Origin of the sequence: Phycicoccus jejuensis (assembly GCF_000720925.1) — a bacterium.
GTDB lineage: Bacteria > Actinomycetota > Actinomycetes > Actinomycetales > Dermatophilaceae > Phycicoccus > Phycicoccus jejuensis.
Genome location: NZ_JOEE01000008.1, coordinates 229,430 through 250,880 on the forward strand (window position 1 = coordinate 229,430; position 21,451 = coordinate 250,880).

Consider the following 21,451-nt stretch of genomic DNA (forward strand, 5'->3'; position numbering starts at 1 on the left):
CGCCGGTGAGCGTACGGGGCCTGCGGTCGTTGACCGCCGTCACAGCCGCCCCTACTGTCACACCAGTCACAGAAGTGGCCGGGAGAGTGACGTCGATGTCATTCCCGGGCGTATCGTCGTCCGGAGCAGCCGGCACCATCAGGAGGTAGGCGTGGGCTCCACCGGAGAAGCGCGACAGGGCGGCACCCCCGCGCCCGTCGTCGCGCAGGGCGTGCTGTTCGCCGACGACCTGCCCCAGCTCGACGACGAGGTCGGCTACCGCGGCCCCACGGCGTGCAAGGCGGCCGGCATCACCTACCGCCAGCTCGACTACTGGGCGCGCACCGGGCTCGTCGAGCCCTCGGTCCGCTCGGCGGGCGGCTCCGGCACGCAGCGCCTGTACGGCTTCCGCGACATCCTCGTGCTCAAGGTCGTCAAGCGGCTCCTCGACACCGGGGTCTCGCTCCAGCAGATCCGTGGCGCCATCACCGTGCTGCGCGCCCGCGGGGTCGACGACCTCGCCGGCATCACCCTCATGAGCGACGGCGCCTCGGTCTACGAGTGCACCTCGAACGACGAGGTCATCGACCTGCTCCAGGGCGGCCAGGGCGTGTTCGGCATCGCCGTCGGCAAGGTCTGGCGCGAGGTCGAGGGCACGCTCTCGGACCTGCCGAGCGAGCGGGCCGCCTCCGAGGGCGGTGCCGAGGCGATCCAGCCCGGCGACGAGCTCGGCGCCCGCCGCATCGCCCGTCTCGCCTGAGTCCGCCACCCCGGCCGCCGGCGCCTCCGGTGGTAGGTTGACTTCGCCGCTCACACCGTGCGGGAGAGTCCCCGGCACTGCCGGCCGGGGCGCCGAAGGGGCAATTCTCCCCAGAACCTCTCAGGCGCAAGGGACCGCACGGGACAGGCACCTCTGGAGGGTCCACCGACCCGACAGAGGGGGAGGACGTCAGCATCGTCTGCCCTCCGGAGGACCTTCGTGAGCACGCCAGCCCTTCCCGCCTTCGCCGCCCGCCACATCGGCCCCCGCGAGTCCGACCTCGCCGGGATGCTCAAGGTCGTCGGGCGCGAGTCGCTCGAGGACCTCCTCGCCGCCGCCGTGCCGGACGGCATCCGCTTCGAGGGCGCCCTCGACGTCGAGGCGGCCGGCTCCGAGGCCGCCGTCGTCGCCGAGCTGCGCGAGGTCGCGGCGCGCAACCGCGTCGTCCCCTCGCTCATCGGCCTCGGCTACTACGGCACCCTGACGCCCGCCGTGATCCAGCGCAACGTGCTCGAGAACCCCGCCTGGTACACGGCCTACACGCCCTACCAGCCCGAGATCTCGCAGGGCCGTCTCGAGGCGCTCCTCAACTTCCAGACCGTCGTCGCCGACCTCACGGGCCTGCCGACCGCCGGCGCCTCGCTGCTCGACGAGGGCACCGCCGCGGCCGAGGCGATGACGCTGATGCGCCGCTCGTCGAAGGCCGCCGCCGGCGCCGTGCTCGTCGTCGACGCCGCCGTCTTCCCGCAGACGCTCGCCGTCGTGCGCACCCGCGCCGTGCCGCTCGGGCTCGACGTCGTCGTCGCCGACCTCACCGAGGTCACCTCGGCCGAGGCGCTGCGCGCCGCCGCCGGCGACCGCGACGTCTTCGGCGTCCTGCTCCAGTACCCGGCCGCGGACGGCCGCCTCCACGACCTGCGCGCCGTCGCCGACGCCGCGCACGAGGCCGGCGCGCTCGTCACCGCCGCCGCCGACCTCCTCGCCCTCACCCTCGCCACGCCGCCGGGGGAGTGGGGCGCCGACGTCGCCGTCGGCACGACCCAGCGCTTCGGGGTGCCGATGGGCTTCGGTGGCCCGCACGCCGGCTACATGAGCGTGCGCGCCGGGCTCGAGCGCACGCTGCCGGGCCGGCTCGTCGGCGTCTCCGTCGACGCCGACGGCGCGCCGGCCTACCGCCTGGCCCTCCAGACCCGCGAGCAGCACATCCGCCGCGAGAAGGCGACCTCGAACATCTGCACCGCGCAGGTGCTGCTCGCCGTCATGGCGAGCATGTACGCGGTCTACCACGGCCCCGACGGCCTGCGTGCCATCGCGCTGCGGGTGCACGCGCACGCCGTGGCCCTCGCCGACGCGCTGCGTGCCGCGGGCGTGGAGGTCGCGGACGTCCCGTTCTTCGACACCCTCGCCCTGCACGTCCCGGGGCGGGCCGACACCGTCGTGGCCGCCGCCCTCGCCGAGGGGGTCAACCTCTGGCAGCACGACGACGACACGGTGTGGCTGAGCGTCGACGAGACCACCGACACGACCGTGCTCGGCAAGGTCGCCCGCGCGCTCGGTGCCACGGCCCCCGAGCGGGTCGAGGTCGCGGCCCCGGCGTGGCCCGAGGCGCTCGTGCGCACCTCCGAGTACCTCACCCACCCGGTCTTCTCGGCGCACCGCTCCGAGACCGCGATGCTGCGCTACCTGCGCCGCCTCGCCGACCGGGACTTCGCGCTCGACCGCGGGATGATCCCGCTCGGCTCCTGCACGATGAAGCTCAACGCGACGACCGAGATGGTCGCGGTCACCTGGCCCGAGTTCGCGAACCTGCACCCCTTCGCACCGCACGAGCAGACCCGCGGCATCCGCGGCCTCGTCGACGAGCTCTCGCAGTGGCTCTGCGAGGTCACCGGGTACGACGCGGTCTCGCTGCAGCCGAACGCGGGCAGCCAGGGCGAGCTCTCCGGCCTGCTGGCCATCGCCGCCTACCACCGCGCCAACGGCGACGACGAGCGCCGCGTCTGCCTCATCCCGAGCAGCGCCCACGGCACGAACGCGGCGAGCGCGGTCATGGCGGGGATGAAGGTCGTCGTCGTCGGCACCGACCCGGTGTCGGGCAACGTCGACCTCGACGACCTGCGCGCCAAGATCGAGCAGCACCGCGACACCCTCGCCGCGATCATGGTCACCTACCCCTCGACGCACGGCGTCTTCGAGGACACGATCACCGAGCTCTGCGGGCTCGTCCACGACGCCGGCGGCCAGGTCTACGTCGACGGCGCCAACCTCAACGCGCTCGTCGGGCTCGCCCGGCCGGGCAGGTTCGGCGCGGACGTCTCGCACCTCAACCTGCACAAGACCTTCTGCATCCCGCACGGCGGCGGTGGCCCCGGGGTCGGCCCGGTCGCGTGCCGTGAGCACCTCGCGCCGTACCTGCCGAACCACCCCCTCGACGCGGCGGCCGGGCCCGAGACCGGCGTCGGTCCGGTCGCGGCGGCGCCGTACGGCTCGGCGAGCATCCTGCCGATCTCGTGGGCCTACGTCCGGCTCATGGGCGGTGAGGGCCTGCGGCACGCCACGGAGGTCGCCGTCCTCAACGCCAACTACGTCGCCGCGCGGCTGCGCGACCACTACCCGGTGCTGTACTCCGGCGCCGACGGCCTCGTCGCCCACGAGTGCATCCTCGACCTGCGCGGCATCACGAAGGAGACCGGCGTCACCGTCGACGACGTCGCCAAGCGCCTCGTCGACTTCGGCTTCCACGCCCCGACCATGTCCTTCCCCGTCGCGGGCACGCTCATGGTCGAGCCGACCGAGAGCGAGGACCTCCAGGAGATCGACCGCTTCTGCGACGCGATGATCGCCATCCGCCGCGAGATCGACGAGGTCGCCGCGGGCTCGGTGGCCGTCGCCGACAGCGTGCTGCGCCACGCGCCGCACACGGCCGTCTCGCTGGTCGGGGAGTGGGACCACCCGTACGACCGGAAGACCGCCGCCTACCCCGACGGCGTCGACGCCACGGCGAAGTACTGGCCGCCGGTGCGCCGCATCGACGGCGCGTACGGCGACCGGCACCTCATCTGCTCGTGCCCCTCGCCCGAGGCGTTCGAGGACTGAGGCCCTAGGCCGCGGGGGCGGCGTCGCCGGCACGGACGGCGACGCCGCTCCCGGACACCCCCTTGGTCACGACGACCTGGTGGGTGATGCGCGAGCGCAGGTCGGCGACGTGGCTGACGACACCGACGGCGCGGCCGCCCTCACGCAGCCCGTCGAGCACCGACACGACCTGCTCGAGGCTGTCGTCGTCGAGGCTGCCGAATCCCTCGTCGACGAACAGCGTGCCGAGGTCGAGGCCGCCGACCTCCTCGCGGACGGCGTCGGCGAGGCCGAGCGCGAGGGCGAGGGAGGCCATGAACGCCTCGCCGCCGGACAGCGTGGCGGTGTCGCGGACGCGGCCGGTCCACTGGTCGAGGACCTTGAGGCCGAGCCCGGACCGCGCCCCGCGGGCCGCGCGGTCGTCGGAGTGCTCGAGCAGGTAGCGGCCGGCGCCCATGACGGCGAGCCGCTCGTTGGCCAGGGCGGCGACCTTCTCGAGGCGGGCGGCGAGCACGAACGCGCTGAGGCGCATCCGGAAGGTGTTGTCCGCGCCGGTCCCGGCGACGGTGTCGGCGAGGTCGCGCACTCGCGCGTGGCGCTCGGCGAGGCGCACGACGAGCGCGGCCTGCTCCTCCAGCGCCGGGCGCAGGCGGTCCAGGGCCCGGCCGGCGCGCACGAGGACGTCGTGGGCCGCGCTGCCGGCGAGGACGGCGCGCCGGGCGGCGCCGTGGGCCTCGACCAGGGCCGGGAGGTCGGGTGCGGGGGAGGCGAGGGCGACCGCGACGTCCGGGTCGTCGAGCACGGCGCGGGCGGCGGCGCGGTCGCGGCCGTGCGCGAGGACGAGGTCGCGCAGCCGGTCCGTCTCGGCGACCGGGAGGAGCGCGGCGGCCACCTCGTCGACGGCGGCGAAGCCGGCCTCGGCGAGGGCGGCCTCGAGGGCGGCGGCCGCCTCGTCCCGCCGCTGGTGGGCGGCCACGAGGGCGTCCTGCTCGTGGGCGAGGGAGGCGAGCACCCGGTGCACGGACCGGTGGTGCGCCGGCTCGGTGCCGCGGCACGGGCAGTCGGCGTGCGCGGCGAGGTCCTCGGCCAGCCGGTCGCGGACGGACTCGGCCTCGGCGGTGACCTCGCCGAGCCGCTCCTCGAGCGTGCCGAGCGTCGTCGCGGTCTGCTCGACGAGGGTGGACAGGCGCTCGGCCTCCGCCCCGGCCCGGGCCTGCTCGGCGGTGGCCTCGGCGAGACGGTGCTCGGCGGCGCGGGCCTGCGCGAGGGATGCGGTGGCCGCGTCGCGCGCCGCCACCACCGTGCTGCGGTCGGCGCCCTCGAGGACCTCGCGTCGGGTGCGGACGGCCGCGTCGAGGGCGCCGGCGCGGGCCTCGAGCCCGGAGAGCGTGGCGCGCGCGGCGCTCGCCTCGTCCTCGGCGGCGGCCAGCTGCTGCGGCGTGACGGGGTCCGTGGCGTGGGCGGGCCTCGGGTGCTCGGTGCCGCCGCAGACCGGGCACGGCTCACCCACGGCGAGCGCCGTCGCGAGCTCGGCGGCCATCTCGTCGAGGCGGCGCTGGCGCAGCCCGATGAGGTCCGCGAGCCGCTCGGAGAGGGCGTCGCGGGCCGCGAGCAGCGCCGGGTCGAGGGCCGCCCGCGCGGCCCGGTCGGCCTCGACCTCGTCGAGCAGGGCGAGCCGGCGCTCCTCCTCGGCGACGGCGGCGGCGAGGTCGGTGGTGCGCCCGCCCTCGACGCTGAGCCGGGTGACGAGGGCGGCGGCGTCCGCGGCGAGCGTGCGCGCGGCCGGGAGCTCGAGCAGAAGCCGCGCGTGCCGGGCGCGGAGGGTCTCGGCCCGGGCGGTGCCCTCCGCGAGCGCCGTCCCGAGGTCGCGAGCGGCCTCGGTGTGCCGGGCGACGGCGGCGACGGTGTCGTCGAGGGCGGCGACCTGCTCGGCGAGGAGGTCGGCGTCGTCGCAGACCTCGACCCCGAGGTCCGCGACGCGGCGACGCCCGTCTCCGACGGCGCGCTCGAGGTCGGTGACCTCGCGCCCGAGCCGCTCGACCGCGGCGAGGTGGCCGCGCAGGCCGGCGGCGCGGTCTGCGGCCTCGAGCCGGCGGGTGCGCGCGTCGTGCTCGGGGGCGGCGGCCTCCAGCGCGTCGAGCCGTGCCTGCGCCGCCTCGCCCCGGGCGCGGGCCGCGGCGACGGCCCGGCCGTCGGCGAGCGCCTGCTGGGCGGCGCCCTCGGCGCCCTCGGCCGCGTCGAGGGCGGCCAGCGAGTCGGTGAGGCGCTCGGCGAGGTCGGCGGCGACGGCACCGAGCCGGTCCTGAAGCTGCTCGAGGGGGCCTTCGGCGAGGGCGGTGTCGGCGTCGGCCGTCGCGAGCGGCTCGAGGGCGTCCGCGAGCCGCAGCAGGTCGGCGTCCAGCGCCGAGCGGGCCTCGTCGAGCTCCGCGGCGCCGGTGCGACGGGTCTCGGCCAGCCACTGCTCGACGTCGGAGTACACGCCGATGTCGAAGAGCCGCTCGAGCAGCGCGCGTCGCTCCTCGGGCTCGGCGCGCAGGAAGCGCGCGAACTCGCCCTGCGGGAGCAGCACGACGGTGGAGAACTGCTGCAGGCCCATCCCGAGCAGGTCCTTGACGACGTCGGCGACCTCGTCGTGCCGGGTGCTCAGCGCCGCCCAGCGCCCGGACCGCAGCTCCTCGAGGACGACCGAGGGCTGCACGCGGGTCGTGCCGTCGCCGCGGCGCTTGGGGCGGTACCACTCCGGGGAGCGGGTGATGCGCAGGCGCCGGCCGGCGACCGTCACCTCGAGCACGACCTCGGGCGGGGTCTCGGCGTCGGCGTGGTCGGAGCGCAGCGAGCGCCGCGAGCGACTGCCCGGGACGTCGGCGTAGAGCGCGAAGCAGACGGCGTCGAGGAGGCTGGTCTTGCCGGCGCCGGTCGGGCCGTGGACGAGGAAGAGCCCCGCGGACGCGGCGGCGTCGAGGTCGACGTCGACGCGCCCGGCGAAGGGCCCGAAGGCCTGGACCTCGAGGCGGTGGATCCTCACGCCGCGCCCGCTCCCCGGCTCGACGCGACGCCCTCGTCGTCGGCGAGGCCGCGGGCGACGCGCGCCGCGGTGACGGCCTCGTCGAGCAGGCCCCGCTCCTCCTCGTCGACGGGGCGCCCGCCCCGCACGTGGTCGAGGAAGTCGCAGCAGACGTCGACGACGGAGGCCGCCTGCACCCGCGAGGCGTAGGAGCGCAGCGGCACGGCGGCGCCCTCGGGCTCGAAGCGCAGCTCGAGGGTGTGCGGGAAGCGCCGGCGGACCTGTTCCATCGCGCCGATCGGGCGGGCGGCGTCGGTGAGCGTGACCTGGCACCACGCGCGCTCGGCCGGTGCGTGCCGCGGGTCGGCGAGCAGGTCCTCGAGGGTGCCGCGCAGCACGGCGAGGGGACGCTCGACCGGCGCGTCGACCTCGGTGACGACCGGCTTCGCCCCGCCGAGGTCGACGAGCAGGGCACCCTTGGTGTGGCCGTGCTCGCTGAAGCTCATGGCGACGGGGGAGCCGCTGTAGCGCACGGTGTCGGAGACGCGCTGGCGCCCGTGCAGGTGCCCGAGCGCCGCGTAGTCGACCCCGTCGAGGACGTCGAGCGGCACGGCGGCCACCCCGCCGACGGCGATGTCGCGCTCGGAGTCGCTGGAGAACCCCCCGGAGACGAAGGCGTGGGCCATGACGACGGTGCGCCCCCCACGGGTCGCCGCGTCGGCGCGCACGCGGTCGAGGGCCGCCCGCAGCACCGCGGCGTGGGTGCGCTCGGGAGCGCCGAGGGCGTCGGCGACGAGGGCGGGCTCGAGGTAGGGGAGGGGGTGCACGGCGACGTCGCCGACGAGCACCGGCCGGCCGACGTCGGCCACGGAGGTACGGATGTGCACGCCGGCGCGCTCGAGCAGGCCCGAGGCGAACCCGAGCCGCACCGCCGAGTCGTGGTTGCCGCTGGAGACGACGACCTGCGCACCCGCGTCGACGACCCGCTCGAGGGTCTGCGACAGCAGCGCGACCGTGTCGGGAGCCGGCATCGCCCGGTCGTAGACGTCGCCGCTGACGAGGACGGCGTCGACCCGCTCGGTGCGCACGACCTCGACGAGGTGGTCGAGGTGGGCCGCCTGGGCAGCGAGGAGCCCGACCCCGTGGAACGAGCGTCCCAGGTGCCAGTCGGAGGTGTGGAGGAACCGCACGGGGTCCACGCTAGGAGACACCCCCGACAGCCCCGTGGACCGAAACGCGGCTCCGGCTTCCGCGCCCCCACCGGATGTGGTTGGTTGTCGTCATGGGTGCGGAGGTCACGGCGCAGAGCTACTCGCGCGAGGAGCGTCAGCGGTACCGCGAGAAGGTGCGTCAGAACCTCGACGTCTTCGAGCGGATGCTCACGACGAGCTCGTTCGAGTTCGACCGGCCGATGACCGGCCTCGAGATCGAGCTCAACCTCGTCGACGAGCAGCAGGACCCGCACTTCCACAACGCGGCCGTCCTCGAGGCCATCGCGGACCCCGGCTACCAGACCGAGCTGGCGCGCTACAACATCGAGCTCAACGTGCCGCCGCGGCCGCTGCCGGGCGACTCCGCGATCGAGCTCGAGCACGACCTGCGCGAGAGCCTCAACGCCGCCGACCAGGCGGCCAAGGAGGTGGGCTCGAAGATCGTCGCGATCGGCATCCTCCCGACGATCATGCCCGAGCACTACGAGGGCGACTGGATCAGCGCGAACAACCGGTACACCGCCCTCAACGACTCGATCGTCCTGGCCCGCGGCGAGGACGTCTACCTCGACATCGAGGGCCCGACGGGGGAGCGGGTGGCGACGTACTGCTCCTCGATCGCCCCCGAGTCGGCGTGCACGTCGGTGCAGCTGCACCTCCAGGTCGCGCCGCACGAGTTCGCGCAGCACTGGAACGCGGCCCAGGCGCTGTCGTCGGTGCAGCTGGCCCTGGCCGCCAACAGCCCGTACTTCTTCGGCAAGCGCCTGCACGCCGAGACGCGCATCGAGCTGTTCAGCCAGGCCACCGACACCCGCCCCATCGAGCTGAAGAACCAGGGCGTGCGCCCGCGCGTCTTCTTCGGCGAGCGCTGGATCACCTCCATCTTCGACCTCTTCGAGGAGAACGTCCGCTACTTCCCGACCCTCCTCGCCGAGATCACCGACGAGGACCCGATGGCCAAGCTCGAGGCCGGGGTCGCGCCCGAGCTCGCCGAGCTGCGCCTGCACAACGGCACGGTCTACCGCTGGAACCGTCCGATCTACGACATCGTCGGCGGGACCCCGCACCTACGGGTCGAGAACCGCGTCCTGCCCGCCGGCCCGACGATCGCCGACGTCCTCGCGAACGCCGCCTTCTACTACGGCGCGGTGCGCCACCTCGCGGCCGCCGACCGGCCGGTCTGGACGAAGATGAGCTTCGCCGCCTGCGCCGACAACTTCGAGCGGGCGGCCCGCTCGGGGATGGACGCGCGCCTGTACTGGCCGGGCTTCGGCGAGGTCTCGGCCGACGAGCTCGTCCTGCGCCACCTGCTGCCGATGGCCCACGAGGGGCTGCGGTCGTGGGGCGTCTCGGACGCCGTGCGCGAGCGCTACCTCGGCATCATCGAGGGGCGGGCGACGACGGGCGTCAACGGCGCCGAGTGGCAGACCCGCACGGTCGAGCACCTCGAGGCGCAGGGGCACGGCCGGCGCGACGCGCTGCGCCGGATGCTCGCCCGCTACTCCGAGCTGATGGACTCCAACGAGCCGGTGCACACCTGGCCGCTGCCGTAGGGCGTCAGCCGGTGGGCCGGTCGCGCGCGTTCCAGGCGAGGATGGCCGGGCGCCCGTGCTCCTGCCCGAGGACGCACAGCGCCCCCGCGTCGAGGACGACGCAGGCCCCGAACCGCGGCTCCTGCCTCAGGTAGGTCGCGGTGAGGACGCGCAGGGCGTGGCCGTGCCCGACGAGGACGACGTCGCCCGTGGCGAGGTCGGGCTCCACCCGCTGCAGCACCCGCGAGGCCCGCGCCGCGACCTCCTCGACGGTCTCACCGGGGGTGTCGCCGGGGACCACGCCGTCCTCGAACACGGTCCACGCGTCGCCGCCGCGCCGTTCGCGCACCTGTGGGGTCGTCAGCCCCTCGTAGCCCCCGTAGTCCCACTCGTGCAGGTCCGGGTCGACCCGGTCCACCCGCAGCCCGGCCAGCTCCGCGGTGCGCCGGGCCCGCTGGAGCGGGGAGGACACGACGCGGGCGACGTCGAAGGTGCCGAGCGGCCCCCGCAGCGCCGCGGCGTCGCGCTCGCCGGCCGACGTCAGCGGCAGGTCGGTCCGACCGGTGTGCCGTCCGGTGGCGGACCACTCGGTCTCGCCGTGACGGAGCAGGACGAGGCGGCCGCGTGAGGACATGCCCGCATCCTTCCAGCCCCCGGGTGACAGGATGGCGCCCGCGGCCGGCGGACGTCGGCCCCGGACCCGAGAGGACGGAGCAGGCATGGTGCAGCCCCAGGAGGTGACCGGCGGGACCGGGCTCGGCCACCGCAGCGTGTCGATGACCCGCGTCGGCAAGGGCCTCTACGAGGTGACCAACGAGCGCGGCGGCACGATGCTCGTCGGCGGTGGCGGCGACTCGCCGGACTTCACGCCGGTCGAGCTCTTCCTCGTCTCGATGGCCGCCTGCAGCGCGACCGACGTCGACTTCATCACGAGCCGGATCGCCGAGCCGACCTCCTTCGACGTCGTGTCCGAGGGCGAGAAGAGCAAGGACGAGGGCGGCAACCACCTCTCCGACATCGAGATCACCTTCCGCGTGCGCTTCCCCGAGGGCGCCGACGGCGACCGCGCCCGCCAGCGCCTGCCGCGGGCCATCGCCCAGAGTGGTGACCGCCTGTGCACCGTCTCGCGCACCGTGCAGCGCGGCGCCCCGGTGACGTACCACGAGGACTGACGCGGGCCTAGGCTGACGGGATGGCGCGCTACCTCGACGTCCACCCGGTCGACCCCCAGCCGCGCTCGATCGCGCAGACCGTGGCCGTGCTCGACGAGGGCGGCCTCGTCGCGTACCCCACCGACTCCGGCTACGCGCTCGGGGCCCGGATGGGCGACCAGCAGGCCAAGGAGCGGATCCGGACGATCCGCCGGCTCGACGACCGCCACCACTACACGCTCGTCTGCCGCGACTTCGCGCAGCTCGGGCAGCTGGTCCACGTCGACAACCACGTCTTCCGCGCGGTCAAGGCGGCCACCCCCGGGCCGTACACGTTCATCCTCCCGGCGACGCACGAGGTGCCCCGGCGGCTGCTGCACCCGAAGAAGCGCACGGTCGGCGTCCGCATCCCCGAGCACCCGGTCGTCCGGGCGCTGCTCGCGGCGCTCGGCGAGCCGATGCTCTCCTCGACGCTCATCCTCCCCGGCGAGAGCGAGCCGATGACCGACGGCTGGAGCGTCAAGGAGGAGCTCGACCACGTGGTCGACGTGGTCATCGACTCGGGGGAGTGCGGCACCGAGCCCACGACGGTCGTCGACTTCACCGGCGCCGACCCGTCGGGCGAGGTCGTCCGCCAGGGGGCGGGGGCCTGGCCCGTACGCTGAGCGAGGCCCGGGGCAGTGGTCGTCGACGTCGCAGTGGTTGTCGGCGTCGCGCCGGACCGGGGTACCCACGGCCTGCGGCGCGACGCCGACGGGTCTGTGCGCCTCGGCGCCGGTGAGCCGGCCGGCGCCGAGGCGGCGGTGGGTGGTCGGTCCCCGGCCGCGGCCGGAGGGGGAGGACAGGCGGCACCTCGACGGTGCCGGGCCTGCGGCCGGAGGACCTGCTGACCACCTGCCGACAACGTTATCGCCGGTGGGTCAGGCGGTGGCCAGCGTGGCGTCAGGAGTCGGTCAGGGTTGCGAACAGTTCGGTCAAGGACCGGTCTGCCGGCGGTCTCAGCCCTGCTCCTCGCCGCGCAGGACGGCGAGGACGCGCGCGTCGATGCCGCCGGCGGCGTGCCGGTTCTCGAGATTGGCCTCGCCCATCCACGCCTCGAGCGCGGCCTCGACCTCGCCGGGGTGGCCGAGCGCCGCGAGGCGGGCGCCGACCTCGTCGCGCAGCTCGCCGGTCAGCGGCCGCACGTCCTGCGCCGTGCCGAAGTACAGCGTCGAGAGGCCGTGCAGGCGGGCGAGCTCGGTCGTCGCGTCCGGGTGGTCGTCGACCCGCAGGTCCGCGACGACGCCGCTCGCGTCGTAGCCGGCGCCGGGGGCGCGCACGAGGAGGGCAGCGCTCTGCCGGCCGCGGGAGTCGCCGCCGGCCGCGTCGCCCGCGAGCAGCACCGCCATGAGCCGGGTCTCCAGCGGCAGGTCCGCCTGCGCGCGCCAGGCGGTGACCATCGCCTCGACCACTTCGGGCCCGGTGAGGATGTTGCCCTGCACGGCGAAGGCGGTGCGCCCGTCGCCCTCGGCCTCGCCGCCGGCCCACGTCATGCAGCCGGACCCGGTGAAGGTCGCGGCGCCGTCCGGGCCGACGACCCCGACCTGGCGGTCCTCGCGACCGGGGTCGGCCGCCGTGGCCGCGGCGAGGACGGCGGACGTGGCGTCGCCGGCCCGCAGCCCGGCCTCGAGCTCGTCGAGGTAGGCGACGCGGGCCATCGCCTGGGTCGCGACGGCGCAGACGCCGGGGACGACCCGGGGTACGACGGATCCGACGGCGAGGAACTTGCTGGCCACGGCGACGCCCCAGGCGTCCCCGTCGCGGGCGGCGATGGAGAAGGTCATGACCCGACCCTAGGTCGGCGCCGGGGACGCAGGCGGGTCAGGCGCGCTCGAGGAGCAGGACGGTCTCGACGTGTCGGGTCTGCGGGAACATGTCGACGACGCGCCCCTCGCGGACGGTGAAGGACGGCATGGCGTCGAGGTCGCGGGCGAGGGTGTCGACGTTGCAGCTGGAGTACACGACGTGGCGGGCGGGCGAGGCCTCGAGCCGAGCGGCGAGGTCGGCGCCGATGCCCCGCCGCGGCGGGTTGACGACGACGAGGTCGGGGTCGCCGGGCACGCCGTCGGTCGCGTCCCCGGCGGTGAAGGTGATGTCGAGACCCGCTGTGGCAGAACGTATCTCGCTGGCCGATGCCCGGGCGGCCGCGACCGCCTCGGACGACACCTCGACGCCCGTGACGCGGCGACCGGGGGCCGCGAGGTGCAGCGCGAAGCCGCCGACGCCGCAGTACAGGTCGGTGACGGCGGTGGGGGAGAGGCGGTCCGCCCACTCCGCCGCCTGGGCGTAGAGGGCGGTCGCGACCGTCGTGTTGGTCTGGAAGAACGCGCGCGGCCCGAGCCGCAGCGTGACCCCGCCCAGGCGCATCGGCAGCACCGCGTCGTCGGTGAGCACGACCTCCGTCTCGCCCTCGAGCACCGCCTTGTGCTCCGGGTGGAGGTTGACGGTGACGACGCGGGCCGACGGGAGCGCCGCGCGCAGGTCGGGCAGGAGCCGGCGTACGGCCTGCAGCCCCTCCTGCGTCCGGACGACGAAGCGCACGAGGTGCTCGCCGTCGGGGGAGTGGGTCACGAGCAGGTGCTTGAGCTCGCCCCTCCGGGCCGGGACGTCGTACGGCACGACGCGGTGGTCGGCGAGGAGGCGGTGCAGCGGGTCGAAGGTCGCCGACAGGCCCGGCTCGTAGAGGCCGCAGCGGCGCAGGTCGACACCCCGGCCACCGGTGTCGAGGATGCCGAGCGTCGGGCGTCCGGCGCTGCCGCCGACGACGAACTTGGCCTTGTTGCGGAAGTGCGACGCGGGGGAGCGCACCGGCTCGAGCCAGGTCGTGGCGCCGGCGTGCGGCGCGAGCGTGCTGCGGACGTGCCGGACCTTCTCGGCCAGCTGGTCGGCGTACGGCGTGCCCATGAGGGTGCACGAGCGGCACCGGCCGGCGTCGTAGTAGTCGCACTGCATCGCGGGACAGCGTACGGCGGTGCGGCGGTCAGGCCTGCAGGGCGGCGCGCAGGTGCGGCACGAAGGCGCGGGCCAGCTCGGCGTAGCCGGCGTCGTTGGGGTGGAACAGGTCGGCGGCCAGGCGCCCGCGCCAGCTGCTCGGGCCCTCGGCGCGCATGTCGACCAGGTGCAGCTCGCCGCGGGCCACGGCCTGCTCGAGGTGGGCGTTGGCCCGGTGCGCCGCGGTGCGCGGCTGGGGGAGCGTCGCGACGACGGCGCCCCGGGGCAGGGCGGCGACCATCCGGCCGAACTCGTCGGGGAGGCGGTCGCGGACGGCACCACCGGCGAAGAGGTCGTTGGACCCGACCATGACCGAGACGAGGTCGGGGGCGTCGGTGCCGAGCGCCGGCGGCAGGGCGCGCAGGACGGGCAGCTGCTGGTCGACGACGTCGGCGGTGCGGGCGCCGGTGGCCGAGAGGTTGACGACGACGAGGGGGAGTCCGTCGTCGGCGAGGCTCGCGGCGGCCCGGTCGACCCAGCCGGTGTCCCAGGCCGAGGCGCCGACCGCCTGCGACATCGAGTCGCCGAGGACGACCCACCGGCGACCCGGCGTCGTGAGGGCGCGGCGGTTGTGCGCGGCCCAGGCGTCGGCCCACGGGGCGGCCGTGCCCTGGACCCGGCGGACGCCCGGCAGGACGACACCGAGGGCTCGCACGCCGCGTCCCGGCGCACGGCCGGTGCGGTTGGCGTAGCCCAGGAGCGGGTCGAGGTCCGGCACCGGCTCACTGTAGGTGGCGCTGCGCGGCGTCGACGTCCGACCGGTCACACCTCGACGCCGCGGTGACGGCCCGTGCCTACGCGGGGAGCGGGTCGGCCGCCGCACCGTCGTCTCTCCTGACGCGTAATGACATAATGTCGATTATCGGCGTTCTACGAGAGGGCGCCGGCAGCCCCGAAACCCCGCTCGGTGAGCACCGGCAGCACCTCGCTCGCGTCGAGGTCGGCCGCGACGTCGACGTCGTCCCCGAAGCCGGCGGCGGCGAGCTCGCGCCCGCCGACGCACGCGTGCAGTCGTTCGCGCAGCCGCGGCCGGACGACGTCGAACAGCTCGGCCGCGCTCAGTGCCTCCGGGCTCCACGCCGACGTCGAGCCCGTGGCGTCCCTCAGGGCCGTCAGGACGGCTCCTGCGCCGAGCTGGTCCTCGAGCGCCGGGCGCAGCGACCCGTCGGTGACCCAGCGCTCACCCGCGGCCACGACGACCACGGTCGACCCGGACGCCACCGACGGTGCGAGCCACCGCCCGACGGCGGAGGCGTTGCGCAGGCACCCGGCGACGACGTGCGCGCCGGCGTCGCGCAGGGACGCGCTGATCGTCGAGCCGTTCGGCGACGGCAGCACCAGGCGCGGCACGACCGGCCCGGTGAGCAGCCCGGCCGGCGACAGCGACGGCGCCCCGACGGCCCCGGCGCGCCGGGCCTCGAGTCGGCCGACGGCGAGGACGGCGTCGTGAGAGGCCGCGTACGCCGCGGCACGCTCGTCCCGCCAGGCGAACGGCAGCACGGTGCTCCCCCGGCCCACGGCGACGGTGACGGCCGTCGTGAAGCTGAGCACGTCGACGACGACCGCGAGGTCGGCGCGCACGACGCCCGCGCCGACCGGCCCCCACTCCATCCGGACCGCAGCGTCCGACTGGTCGAACGGTGCGCTCACGACGCGCAGTACGCGGCGAGGTGGCGCCCGGTGAGCGTCGAGCCGTCGGCGACGAGGTCCGCCGGTGTGCCCTCGAAGACGACGCGCCCGCCGTCGTGGCCGGCGCCCGGCCCGAGGTCGACGACCCAGTCGGCGTGCGCCATGACGGCCTGGTGGTGCTCCACGACGAGGACCGAGGTTCCGCCGTCGACGAGGCGGTCGAGCAGGGCGAGCAGGTTCTCGACGTCGGCCAGGTGCAGGCCGGTGGTCGGCTCGTCGAGCACGTACAGGGTCGTGCCCGACTCCCCCATCCGTGTCGCGAGCTTGAGCCGCTGGCGCTCGCCACCCGACAACGTGGTGAGCGGCTGCCCGAGGGTCAGGTACCCCAGGCCCACGTCGGCCAGCCGCCGGAGCACCCGGTGGGCGGCCGGGACGCGCCCCTCCCCCGCCGCGAAGAACGCCTCGGCCTCGGTGACGGTCAGGGCGAGGACGTCGGCGATCGAGCGGCCGCCGAGGGTGTACCCGAGCACCTCGGCCCGGAACCGCCGGCCCTCGCACTCCTCGCAGGGGGTCTCGACGCTCGCCATCACGCCCAGCTCCGTCACGACGACCCCGGCCCCGCCGCAGGTCGGGCACGCGCCCTCGGAGTTGGAGCTGAACAGCGACGCCGGCACCCCGTTGGCCTTCGCGAAGGCCTTGCGGACCGGCTCCAGCAGACCGGTGTACGTTGCTGCGTTGCTGCGGCGAGAGCCCTTGATGGCGCCCTGGTCGACGACGACGACCCCGTCGCGTCCCTCGACGGACCCGCTGACCAGCGAGCTCTTGCCCGAGCCGGCGACGCCCGTGAGCACGCAGAGCACCCCCAGCGGGAGGTCGACGTCGACCTCGCGCAGGTTGTGCGTCGACGCGCCCCGGACCTCGAGCACGCCCATGGCGGTGCGGACCGAGCGCTTGAGCGCGACCCGGTCGGCGAGGTGGCGGCCGGTGACGGTGTCGCTCCTGCGCAGCTCCTCGACGCTCCCCTCGAAGCAGACCTCTCCCCCGGCGCCGCCGGCTCCCGGCCCGAGGTCGACGACGTGGTCGGCGACGGCGATGGTCTCGGGCTTGTGCTCGACGACGAGCACGGTGTTGCCCTTGTCGCGCAGCCGCAGGAGCAGCTCGTTCATCCGCCCGATGTCGTGCGGGTGCAGCCCGATCGTCGGCTCGTCGAACACGTAGGTGACGTCGGTCAGGGCCGACCCCAGGTGCCGGATCATCTTCGTCCGCTGGGCCTCCCCGCCGGACAGCGTCCCGGCGGGCCGGTCGAGCGAGAGGTAGCCCAGCCCGATGTCGACGAAGGAGTCGAGCAGGTGGCGCAGGCCCGCGAGCAGGGGCGCGACGGACGGCTCGTCGAGATCCGCGACCCACGCGGCGAGGTCGCTCACCTGCATCGCGCACAGCTCGGCGATGTTGTGCCCGTGCACGCGCGACGCGAGGACCTCGGGCCCGAGCCGGGCCCCGTGGCAGCCCGGGCAGGTCTGGAAGGTGACGGCCCGCTCGACGAACCGCCGGACGTGCGGCTGCATCGCCTCCGGGTCCTTGCTGAGCATCGAGCGACGGATGCGGGGCACGACCCCCTCGAACGTGAGGTTGACGCCCTCGACGCGGATCTTCGTCGGGGAGGCGTGGAGCATCGTGTCGAGCTGCTTCGCGGTGAACGAACCGACGGGGACGTCCATGGGCAGGCCCATCCCGGCGAACAGCCGCCCGTACCAGCCGTCCATCGAGTACCCGGGCACGAGCAGCGCACCGTCGGCCAGCGAGCGCTCGGCGTCGTAGAGGGCGCCGAGGTCGATGTCCGTCACCTGGCCCATTCCCTCGCACCGGGGGCACATCCCCCCGAGGTAGACCGCCCCCTTGACGACGCTCTTCTCGACGCGCCCGCCCTTCTCGGTCGCCATCACCCCGCTCGCGGTGCGCGTCGGCACGTTGAAGGAGAACGCGGTCGGCGGGCCGACGTGCGGACGGCCGAGGCGGCTGAAGAGGATGCGCAGCATCGCGTGCGCGTCGGTGGCCGTCCCGACCGTGGAGCGCGGGTTGGCGCCCATCCGTTCCTGGTCGACGATGATCGCCGTCGTCAGCCCCTCGAGCCGGTCGACGTCCGGCCGGGCGAGGCTCGGCATGAAGCCCTGGACGAACGCGCTGTAGGTCTCGTTGACCAGGCGCTGGGCCTCCGCGGCGACCGTGCCGAAGACGAGCGAGCTCTTGCCCGACCCCGACACCCCGGTGAACACCGTGAGCCGGCGCTTGGGCAGGACGACGCTGACGTCCTTGAGGTTGTTCTCGCGGGCCCCCTGGACCCGGATGACGTCGTGCGAGTCGGCCCCGTCCATCCGCCCACCCTAGGGCGAGCCCCCCGCGACCCGCCGGAGCCGCCGGGCCTCCACCTCGTACCGGCTCGCCGGCGCGCCGCCGGCCCGGAAGAACCGCCGCCGCAGGCTGCCGTCGACCTCGACGCGGTCGCCCACCTCGAGCCGGCCCGCGACCCGGCGGGTCACGGCGCTCCAGCACGCGACGTCGAGGGCGTCGACACCCGGGCGGGCCCGCGCGTCGCGGCCGACGGTGACCCGGACGCCGTGGACGACGTCGCCGCTGGGCAGCGTGCGCGGCGGGTCGAGCGAGGTGACGCGCCCGACGAGGTGGACGGTGTTGACGTCGCCGGTCCGGTCGACGGTCGTGCGGTCGACGTCGCTGGTTCGTGCCATGAGACCCCCTGGAGCCCGGCCCGGCGCCGGTCGCCGGGTCCCGGGACCAGCACACCCCCGGACGGAGGGTGGCGGCAAGGACCGCAGCGCGACCTGTGGACGGGCGCGGCCCGCTCCCCCGCCTGTGGACGACGGGGGCCGACCGGCCGACCCCGGCCCGGCCGCCCGGCCGACGTGCACCTGACGATCGGGTGACCTTTCGCCGCGGACCCGGGACAGGTGCCGGGTCGGCGACCTATGGTGGGTGCAGGTACGCGGTGCAGGGCTGCGCGCCGGGCGTCGTCCGCGGCGCCCCGAGACCATTCGAAACGAGTCGTGGTGCGTTCTTCCGTCGTCCGTGGGGCCGTGCTCCGCCGCGCACTCGTGGTCGCCGTCGCCGCCGCGGTGCCGCTCGGCCCGGCTGCGGCCGCCGCCGTCGCCGACCCGGTCGCGACCCCCACGCCGACCGCCTCGGTCACGCCGTCTCCGAGCGTATCCCCCACTGCCACAGCGACTCTCGCGCCGGTCGTCACCGGGAACCCGCCGGAGGGCGACATCGAGCCCGACGCCGACCCCACCCTCTCCCCCGAGGTCGTCGCCGCCCAGGTCGCCGAGGCCGACCGCATCTCCGCCGTCATCGAGGGCTCCACCTCCGAGCTCGCCGTGCAGACCCGGAAGATGGACGAGCTCTCGGCCCGCTCCAACACCGTCCTCGAGGAGCTCGCCGCGGCGACCGACACCGAGAACTACGCCCACGAGGAGGCCGAGGGCGCCCGCGCCGACCTGGCCGCCCTCGAGGACCGGCTGGCCCGGGCCCGGGCCGTGGTCCGCGACTGGGTCTTCGACGTCTACTCCAACGGCGGCGGCAACTCCGACCTCACCGGGATGCTCGACGCGCTCGACGCCCGCGACGACGAGGTGAGCGACCCCCTCGGCGACCTCTCCTACCTGACGGGCGAGCGCACGCGCGCCCTCCAGGAGGTGCGCGTCCTCACCGCCGAGCAGGTCCGCCTGACGACGACCGCCGAGCAGGCCGAGCGGACCGCCACCGACGCCCGCGTCCGCGTCGCCGCCGCGAAGCAGGAGCTCGACGGCGTGATGCGCGAGCAGCGTGAGAAGATCGGCGCGCTGCGGGCGCTGCAGATGAACGAGGTCGACAAGGCCGGCCCCATCGCCAGCGCCCTCGTCGGCGCCAGGACCCCCGAGGCCAAGAAGGCGGCCGCCCGCCTGCGCGACGCGCTCTCGAACGCCGTCGTCGAGACCGCCCACGTCGGCAAGCCGTGCTCCGACGACAGCGGCGACCACCCCAACGGCCAGTTCCCGGACAGCGCGCTCTGCCCGCTGTGGAGCGCCCCGGGCGAGCGCCTCTCCCCTGCCGCGGCCGCCGCCTTCAACGCGATGAGCCAGGCCTACGCCGCGCAGACCGGCAGCCCCCTGTGCGTCACCGACTCCTACCGCTCCTACCCCGAGCAGGTGGCGATCAAGGGCACCCGCGGCAGCTTCGCCGCCACCCCCGGCACGAGCCGGCACGGTCTCGGCCGAGCCCTCGACCTGTGCGGCGGCATCGACGACTTCGGCTCGGCGGCCCACCGCTGGATGCGGCAGAACGCACCCCTCTACGGCTGGTTCCACCCCGCGTGGGCGGAGGCCGGCGGTCAGCTCCCCGAGCCGTGGCACTGGGAGTACGCGGGCTGAGCGGTGACGCGCCCGACCGAGTAGCGCGACCTACGGCGGCGCCGCCCCCGCGTGTGGAACGCTGCCGCTCATGACGACGCAGTCCGAGGCCACCGACGCCTGGGCCGACACCACCCGCTACCACCGCCCCTGGTACTGGTACGACTGGGCCAACTCGGCCTTCGTGACGACGGTGGGCACCGTCCTGTTCGGCCCCTACCTCACCGAGGTCGCGACCGAGGCGGCCTGCCCCGGGCTCGCCGAGGACGCCCGCTGCACGACCGACCTGTACGTGGTCCCCGCGGCCGAAGGCCTGCCGGGCTGGGTCCCCGGCCTCGCGATGGTCGCGGCCGTCGCGCTGCTCGTCGGCCTCGTCCTCTCGCTCGTCGCGTACGCGCGCGACACGCGCCTGCCCTACCGTCCCTCGACCCTCGTCCCGCCGCTGGCGCTGGCCACCGTCGTCCTCGTCCTCACCGCGCCGCTGGACCCGGGGTCGGTCGCGCCGTACACGGTGACGCTGGCGACCATCGTCTCCGCGGTCCTGCTCGTCTTCGTCGGCGCCGTCACGGACCGCACGCCCCGCCCGGCGCGCCTCATGGGCGTCTTCGCCTGGACCGGCTCGGCGGCCGCGGTGCTGCTGTACTTCCTGTCCGGCACGAACTGGCGCTTCGGGGCCCTGATGATGATCATCGCCTCGATCAGCCTCGGAGCCTCGCTCGTCGTCTACGACGCGCTGCTGTGCCGCATCGCCCGCCCGGACGACCGCGACCGCGTCTCCAGCCGCGGCTGGGCCCTGGGCTACCTCGGTGGCGGCCTGCTCCTCGCGGTCAACCTCGTCATCGTCAGCAAGCCCGAGCTCGTCGGTGCCACGACCGGCACCGCGGTCCGCATCAGCCTCCTCTCGGCCGGCCTCTGGTGGGCGCTGTTCACCCTCATCCCGGTCGTCGGGATGTGGAACCTGCGCGGAGCCCCGCGCACCGAGCTCGCGGACGCGCCGCGGGCGGGCATCGTGGGCGGCAGCCTCAGCCAGCTCGGACACACCTTCCGTGACCTGCGCGCCTACCCGAACACGTTGCTGTTCCTGCTCGCCTACCTCTTCTTCAACGACGGCATCCAGACGGTCATCTCCTCGAGCAGCCTCTACGGCGCCGAGCAGCTGAAGTTCGAGCAGAGCCAGCTCATCGCCCTGATCCTCCTCGTGCAGTTCGTCGCCTTCGGCGGCGCGCTGCTCTTCGGCTGGCTCGCCGCCCGCTGGGGGGCCTGGCGCACGATCCTGCGCAGCCTGGTCGCGTGGTCGGCGATCGTCGTCCTCGCGTTCTTCCTGCCCGAGAAGGCGTTCCTGCCCTTCCTCGTCCTCGGGATCTTCATCGGGATCGTCCTCGGCGGCAGCCAGGCCCTCAGCCGCTCGCTCTTCTCGCAGCTGGTCCCCCGCGCCCGGGAGGCCGAGTTCTTCGCCTTCTACCAGGCGATGGAGCGCGGCACCTCGTGGTTCGGGGCGCTGATCTTCGGGGTCGTCCACCAGCTCACCGACTCCTACCGCCCGGCGATCGTCGCGCTCGTCGTCTTCTTCGTCCTCGGCTACCTCGTCCTTCGGCGTGTCGACGTCCGACAGGGCATCATGGACGCGGGGAACGAGCTGCCGCGGATCGTGTGAGCCCTCGGGTGATCTGCGTCACACGCCCG

The 21,451-nt window shown here is 75.0% G+C and carries 16 protein-coding genes and 1 riboswitch; of the genes, 7 read left to right on the forward strand and 9 right to left on the reverse strand.

The features are described 5' to 3' along the window. Nucleotides 1-151: 151 nt before the first annotated feature. Complete coding sequence (locus IG69_RS0115885) at nucleotides 152-739, forward strand: MerR family transcriptional regulator (protein ID WP_030529156.1); 588 nt, start codon at nucleotides 152-154, stop codon at nucleotides 737-739. A gap of 50 nt (nucleotides 740-789) precedes the next feature. After that, nucleotides 790-886, forward strand: a riboswitch (glycine riboswitch). A gap of 72 nt (nucleotides 887-958) precedes the next feature. After that, nucleotides 959-3,835 (forward strand): aminomethyl-transferring glycine dehydrogenase, encoded by a 2,877-nt coding sequence (gene gcvP, locus IG69_RS0115890; protein ID WP_030529157.1) that lies wholly within the window; start codon nucleotides 959-961, stop codon nucleotides 3,833-3,835. A 4-nt stretch (nucleotides 3,836-3,839) separates the two neighbouring features. Here the strand turns inward: gcvP and IG69_RS0115895 are convergent, their stop codons facing one another. Both IG69_RS0115895 and IG69_RS0115900 read right to left on the reverse strand, forming a co-directional pair. Next, on the reverse strand, nucleotides 3,840-6,839 hold the full coding sequence (locus IG69_RS0115895; RefSeq protein ID WP_030529158.1) for an AAA family ATPase: 3,000 nt from the start codon (nucleotides 6,837-6,839) through the stop codon (nucleotides 3,840-3,842). Continuing rightward, complete coding sequence (locus IG69_RS0115900; protein ID WP_030529159.1) at nucleotides 6,836-8,008, reverse strand: exonuclease SbcCD subunit D; 1,173 nt, start codon at nucleotides 8,006-8,008, stop codon at nucleotides 6,836-6,838. Before IG69_RS0115900 ends, IG69_RS0115895 begins: the two co-directional genes overlap by 4 nt. Nucleotides 8,009-8,100: 92 nt before the next feature. Between IG69_RS0115900 and IG69_RS0115905 the strand changes: the two genes are divergently transcribed. After that, entirely contained in the window at nucleotides 8,101-9,582 is a 1,482-nt protein-coding gene (locus IG69_RS0115905) for a glutamate-cysteine ligase family protein (protein ID WP_030529160.1), read from the forward strand. A gap of 4 nt (nucleotides 9,583-9,586) precedes the next feature. Here IG69_RS0115905 and IG69_RS0115910 read toward each other — a convergent pair whose 3' ends face one another. After that, entirely contained in the window at nucleotides 9,587-10,195 is a 609-nt protein-coding gene (locus tag IG69_RS0115910; protein ID WP_030529161.1) for a histidine phosphatase family protein, read from the reverse strand. Between the two features lie 85 nt (nucleotides 10,196-10,280). Between IG69_RS0115910 and IG69_RS0115915 the strand changes: the two genes are divergently transcribed. Both IG69_RS0115915 and IG69_RS0115920 read left to right on the forward strand, forming a co-directional pair. Beyond that, nucleotides 10,281-10,733: an OsmC family protein gene (locus IG69_RS0115915; protein WP_030529162.1), complete on the forward strand. Its 453-nt coding sequence runs from the start codon at nucleotides 10,281-10,283 to the stop codon at nucleotides 10,731-10,733. Between the two features lie 20 nt (nucleotides 10,734-10,753). Further along, nucleotides 10,754-11,377, forward strand: coding sequence for an L-threonylcarbamoyladenylate synthase (locus IG69_RS0115920; RefSeq protein ID WP_030529163.1), 624 nt, complete (start codon nucleotides 10,754-10,756; stop codon nucleotides 11,375-11,377). A gap of 333 nt (nucleotides 11,378-11,710) precedes the next feature. Here IG69_RS0115920 and IG69_RS0115925 read toward each other — a convergent pair whose 3' ends face one another. The 6 genes from IG69_RS0115925 to IG69_RS0115950 form a co-directional block, all read right to left on the reverse strand. Then, nucleotides 11,711-12,535 (reverse strand): DUF1028 domain-containing protein, encoded by an 825-nt coding sequence (locus tag IG69_RS0115925; protein ID WP_030529164.1) that lies wholly within the window; start codon nucleotides 12,533-12,535, stop codon nucleotides 11,711-11,713. Nucleotides 12,536-12,572: 37 nt separating this feature from the next. Beyond that, nucleotides 12,573-13,703: a methyltransferase domain-containing protein gene (locus tag IG69_RS0115930; RefSeq protein WP_030529165.1), complete on the reverse strand. Its 1,131-nt coding sequence runs from the start codon at nucleotides 13,701-13,703 to the stop codon at nucleotides 12,573-12,575. A gap of 28 nt (nucleotides 13,704-13,731) precedes the next feature. Beyond that, nucleotides 13,732-14,460, reverse strand: coding sequence for an SGNH/GDSL hydrolase family protein (locus IG69_RS0115935; protein WP_030529166.1), 729 nt, complete (start codon nucleotides 14,458-14,460; stop codon nucleotides 13,732-13,734). A 152-nt stretch (nucleotides 14,461-14,612) separates the two neighbouring features. Next, nucleotides 14,613-15,392 (reverse strand): 2-phosphosulfolactate phosphatase, encoded by a 780-nt coding sequence (locus tag IG69_RS0115940; RefSeq protein ID WP_030529167.1) that lies wholly within the window; start codon nucleotides 15,390-15,392, stop codon nucleotides 14,613-14,615. Further along, on the reverse strand, nucleotides 15,389-17,743 hold the full coding sequence (locus tag IG69_RS0115945; RefSeq protein WP_030529168.1) for an ATP-binding cassette domain-containing protein: 2,355 nt from the start codon (nucleotides 17,741-17,743) through the stop codon (nucleotides 15,389-15,391). The genes IG69_RS0115940 and IG69_RS0115945 overlap by 4 nt, the downstream gene beginning before the upstream one ends. A gap of 9 nt (nucleotides 17,744-17,752) precedes the next feature. Next, a complete protein-coding gene (locus IG69_RS0115950; RefSeq protein WP_051750644.1) occupies nucleotides 17,753-18,115 on the reverse strand; it encodes a single-stranded DNA-binding protein in 363 nt (120 codons plus the stop codon). A gap of 345 nt (nucleotides 18,116-18,460) precedes the next feature. Here IG69_RS0115950 and IG69_RS21215 point away from each other — a divergent pair, with 345 nt between their 5' ends. Together IG69_RS21215 and IG69_RS0115965 are read left to right on the forward strand one after the other, a co-directional pair. Continuing rightward, nucleotides 18,461-19,789 (forward strand): M15 family metallopeptidase, encoded by a 1,329-nt coding sequence (locus IG69_RS21215; RefSeq protein WP_051750645.1) that lies wholly within the window; start codon nucleotides 18,461-18,463, stop codon nucleotides 19,787-19,789. A gap of 70 nt (nucleotides 19,790-19,859) precedes the next feature. Then, nucleotides 19,860-21,422, forward strand: a complete 1,563-nt coding sequence (locus IG69_RS0115965) for an MFS transporter (RefSeq protein ID WP_030529171.1) — start codon at nucleotides 19,860-19,862, stop codon at nucleotides 21,420-21,422. The last annotated feature ends 29 nt before the right edge of the window (nucleotides 21,423-21,451 follow it).

Bases quoted from the DNA above. Each gene is read 5' to 3' on its own strand.
- IG69_RS0115915 (WP_030529162.1), top strand. From the start codon at position 10,281: ATGGTGCAGCCCCAGGAGGTGACCGGCGGGACCGGGCTCGGCCACCGC.
- IG69_RS0115930 (WP_030529165.1), bottom strand. From the start codon at position 13,703: ATGCAGTGCGACTACTACGACGCCGGCCGGTGCCGCTCGTGCACCCTC.
- IG69_RS0115950 (WP_051750644.1), bottom strand. From the start codon at position 18,115: ATGGCACGAACCAGCGACGTCGACCGCACGACCGTCGACCGGACCGGC.
- IG69_RS0115905 (WP_030529160.1), top strand. From the start codon at position 8,101: ATGGGTGCGGAGGTCACGGCGCAGAGCTACTCGCGCGAGGAGCGTCAG.
- IG69_RS0115920 (WP_030529163.1), top strand. From the start codon at position 10,754: ATGGCGCGCTACCTCGACGTCCACCCGGTCGACCCCCAGCCGCGCTCG.
- IG69_RS0115925 (WP_030529164.1), bottom strand. From the start codon at position 12,535: ATGACCTTCTCCATCGCCGCCCGCGACGGGGACGCCTGGGGCGTCGCC.
- IG69_RS0115965 (WP_030529171.1), top strand. From the start codon at position 19,860: ATGACGACGCAGTCCGAGGCCACCGACGCCTGGGCCGACACCACCCGC.
- IG69_RS0115910 (WP_030529161.1), bottom strand. From the start codon at position 10,195: ATGTCCTCACGCGGCCGCCTCGTCCTGCTCCGTCACGGCGAGACCGAG.
- IG69_RS0115945 (WP_030529168.1), bottom strand. From the start codon at position 17,743: ATGGACGGGGCCGACTCGCACGACGTCATCCGGGTCCAGGGGGCCCGC.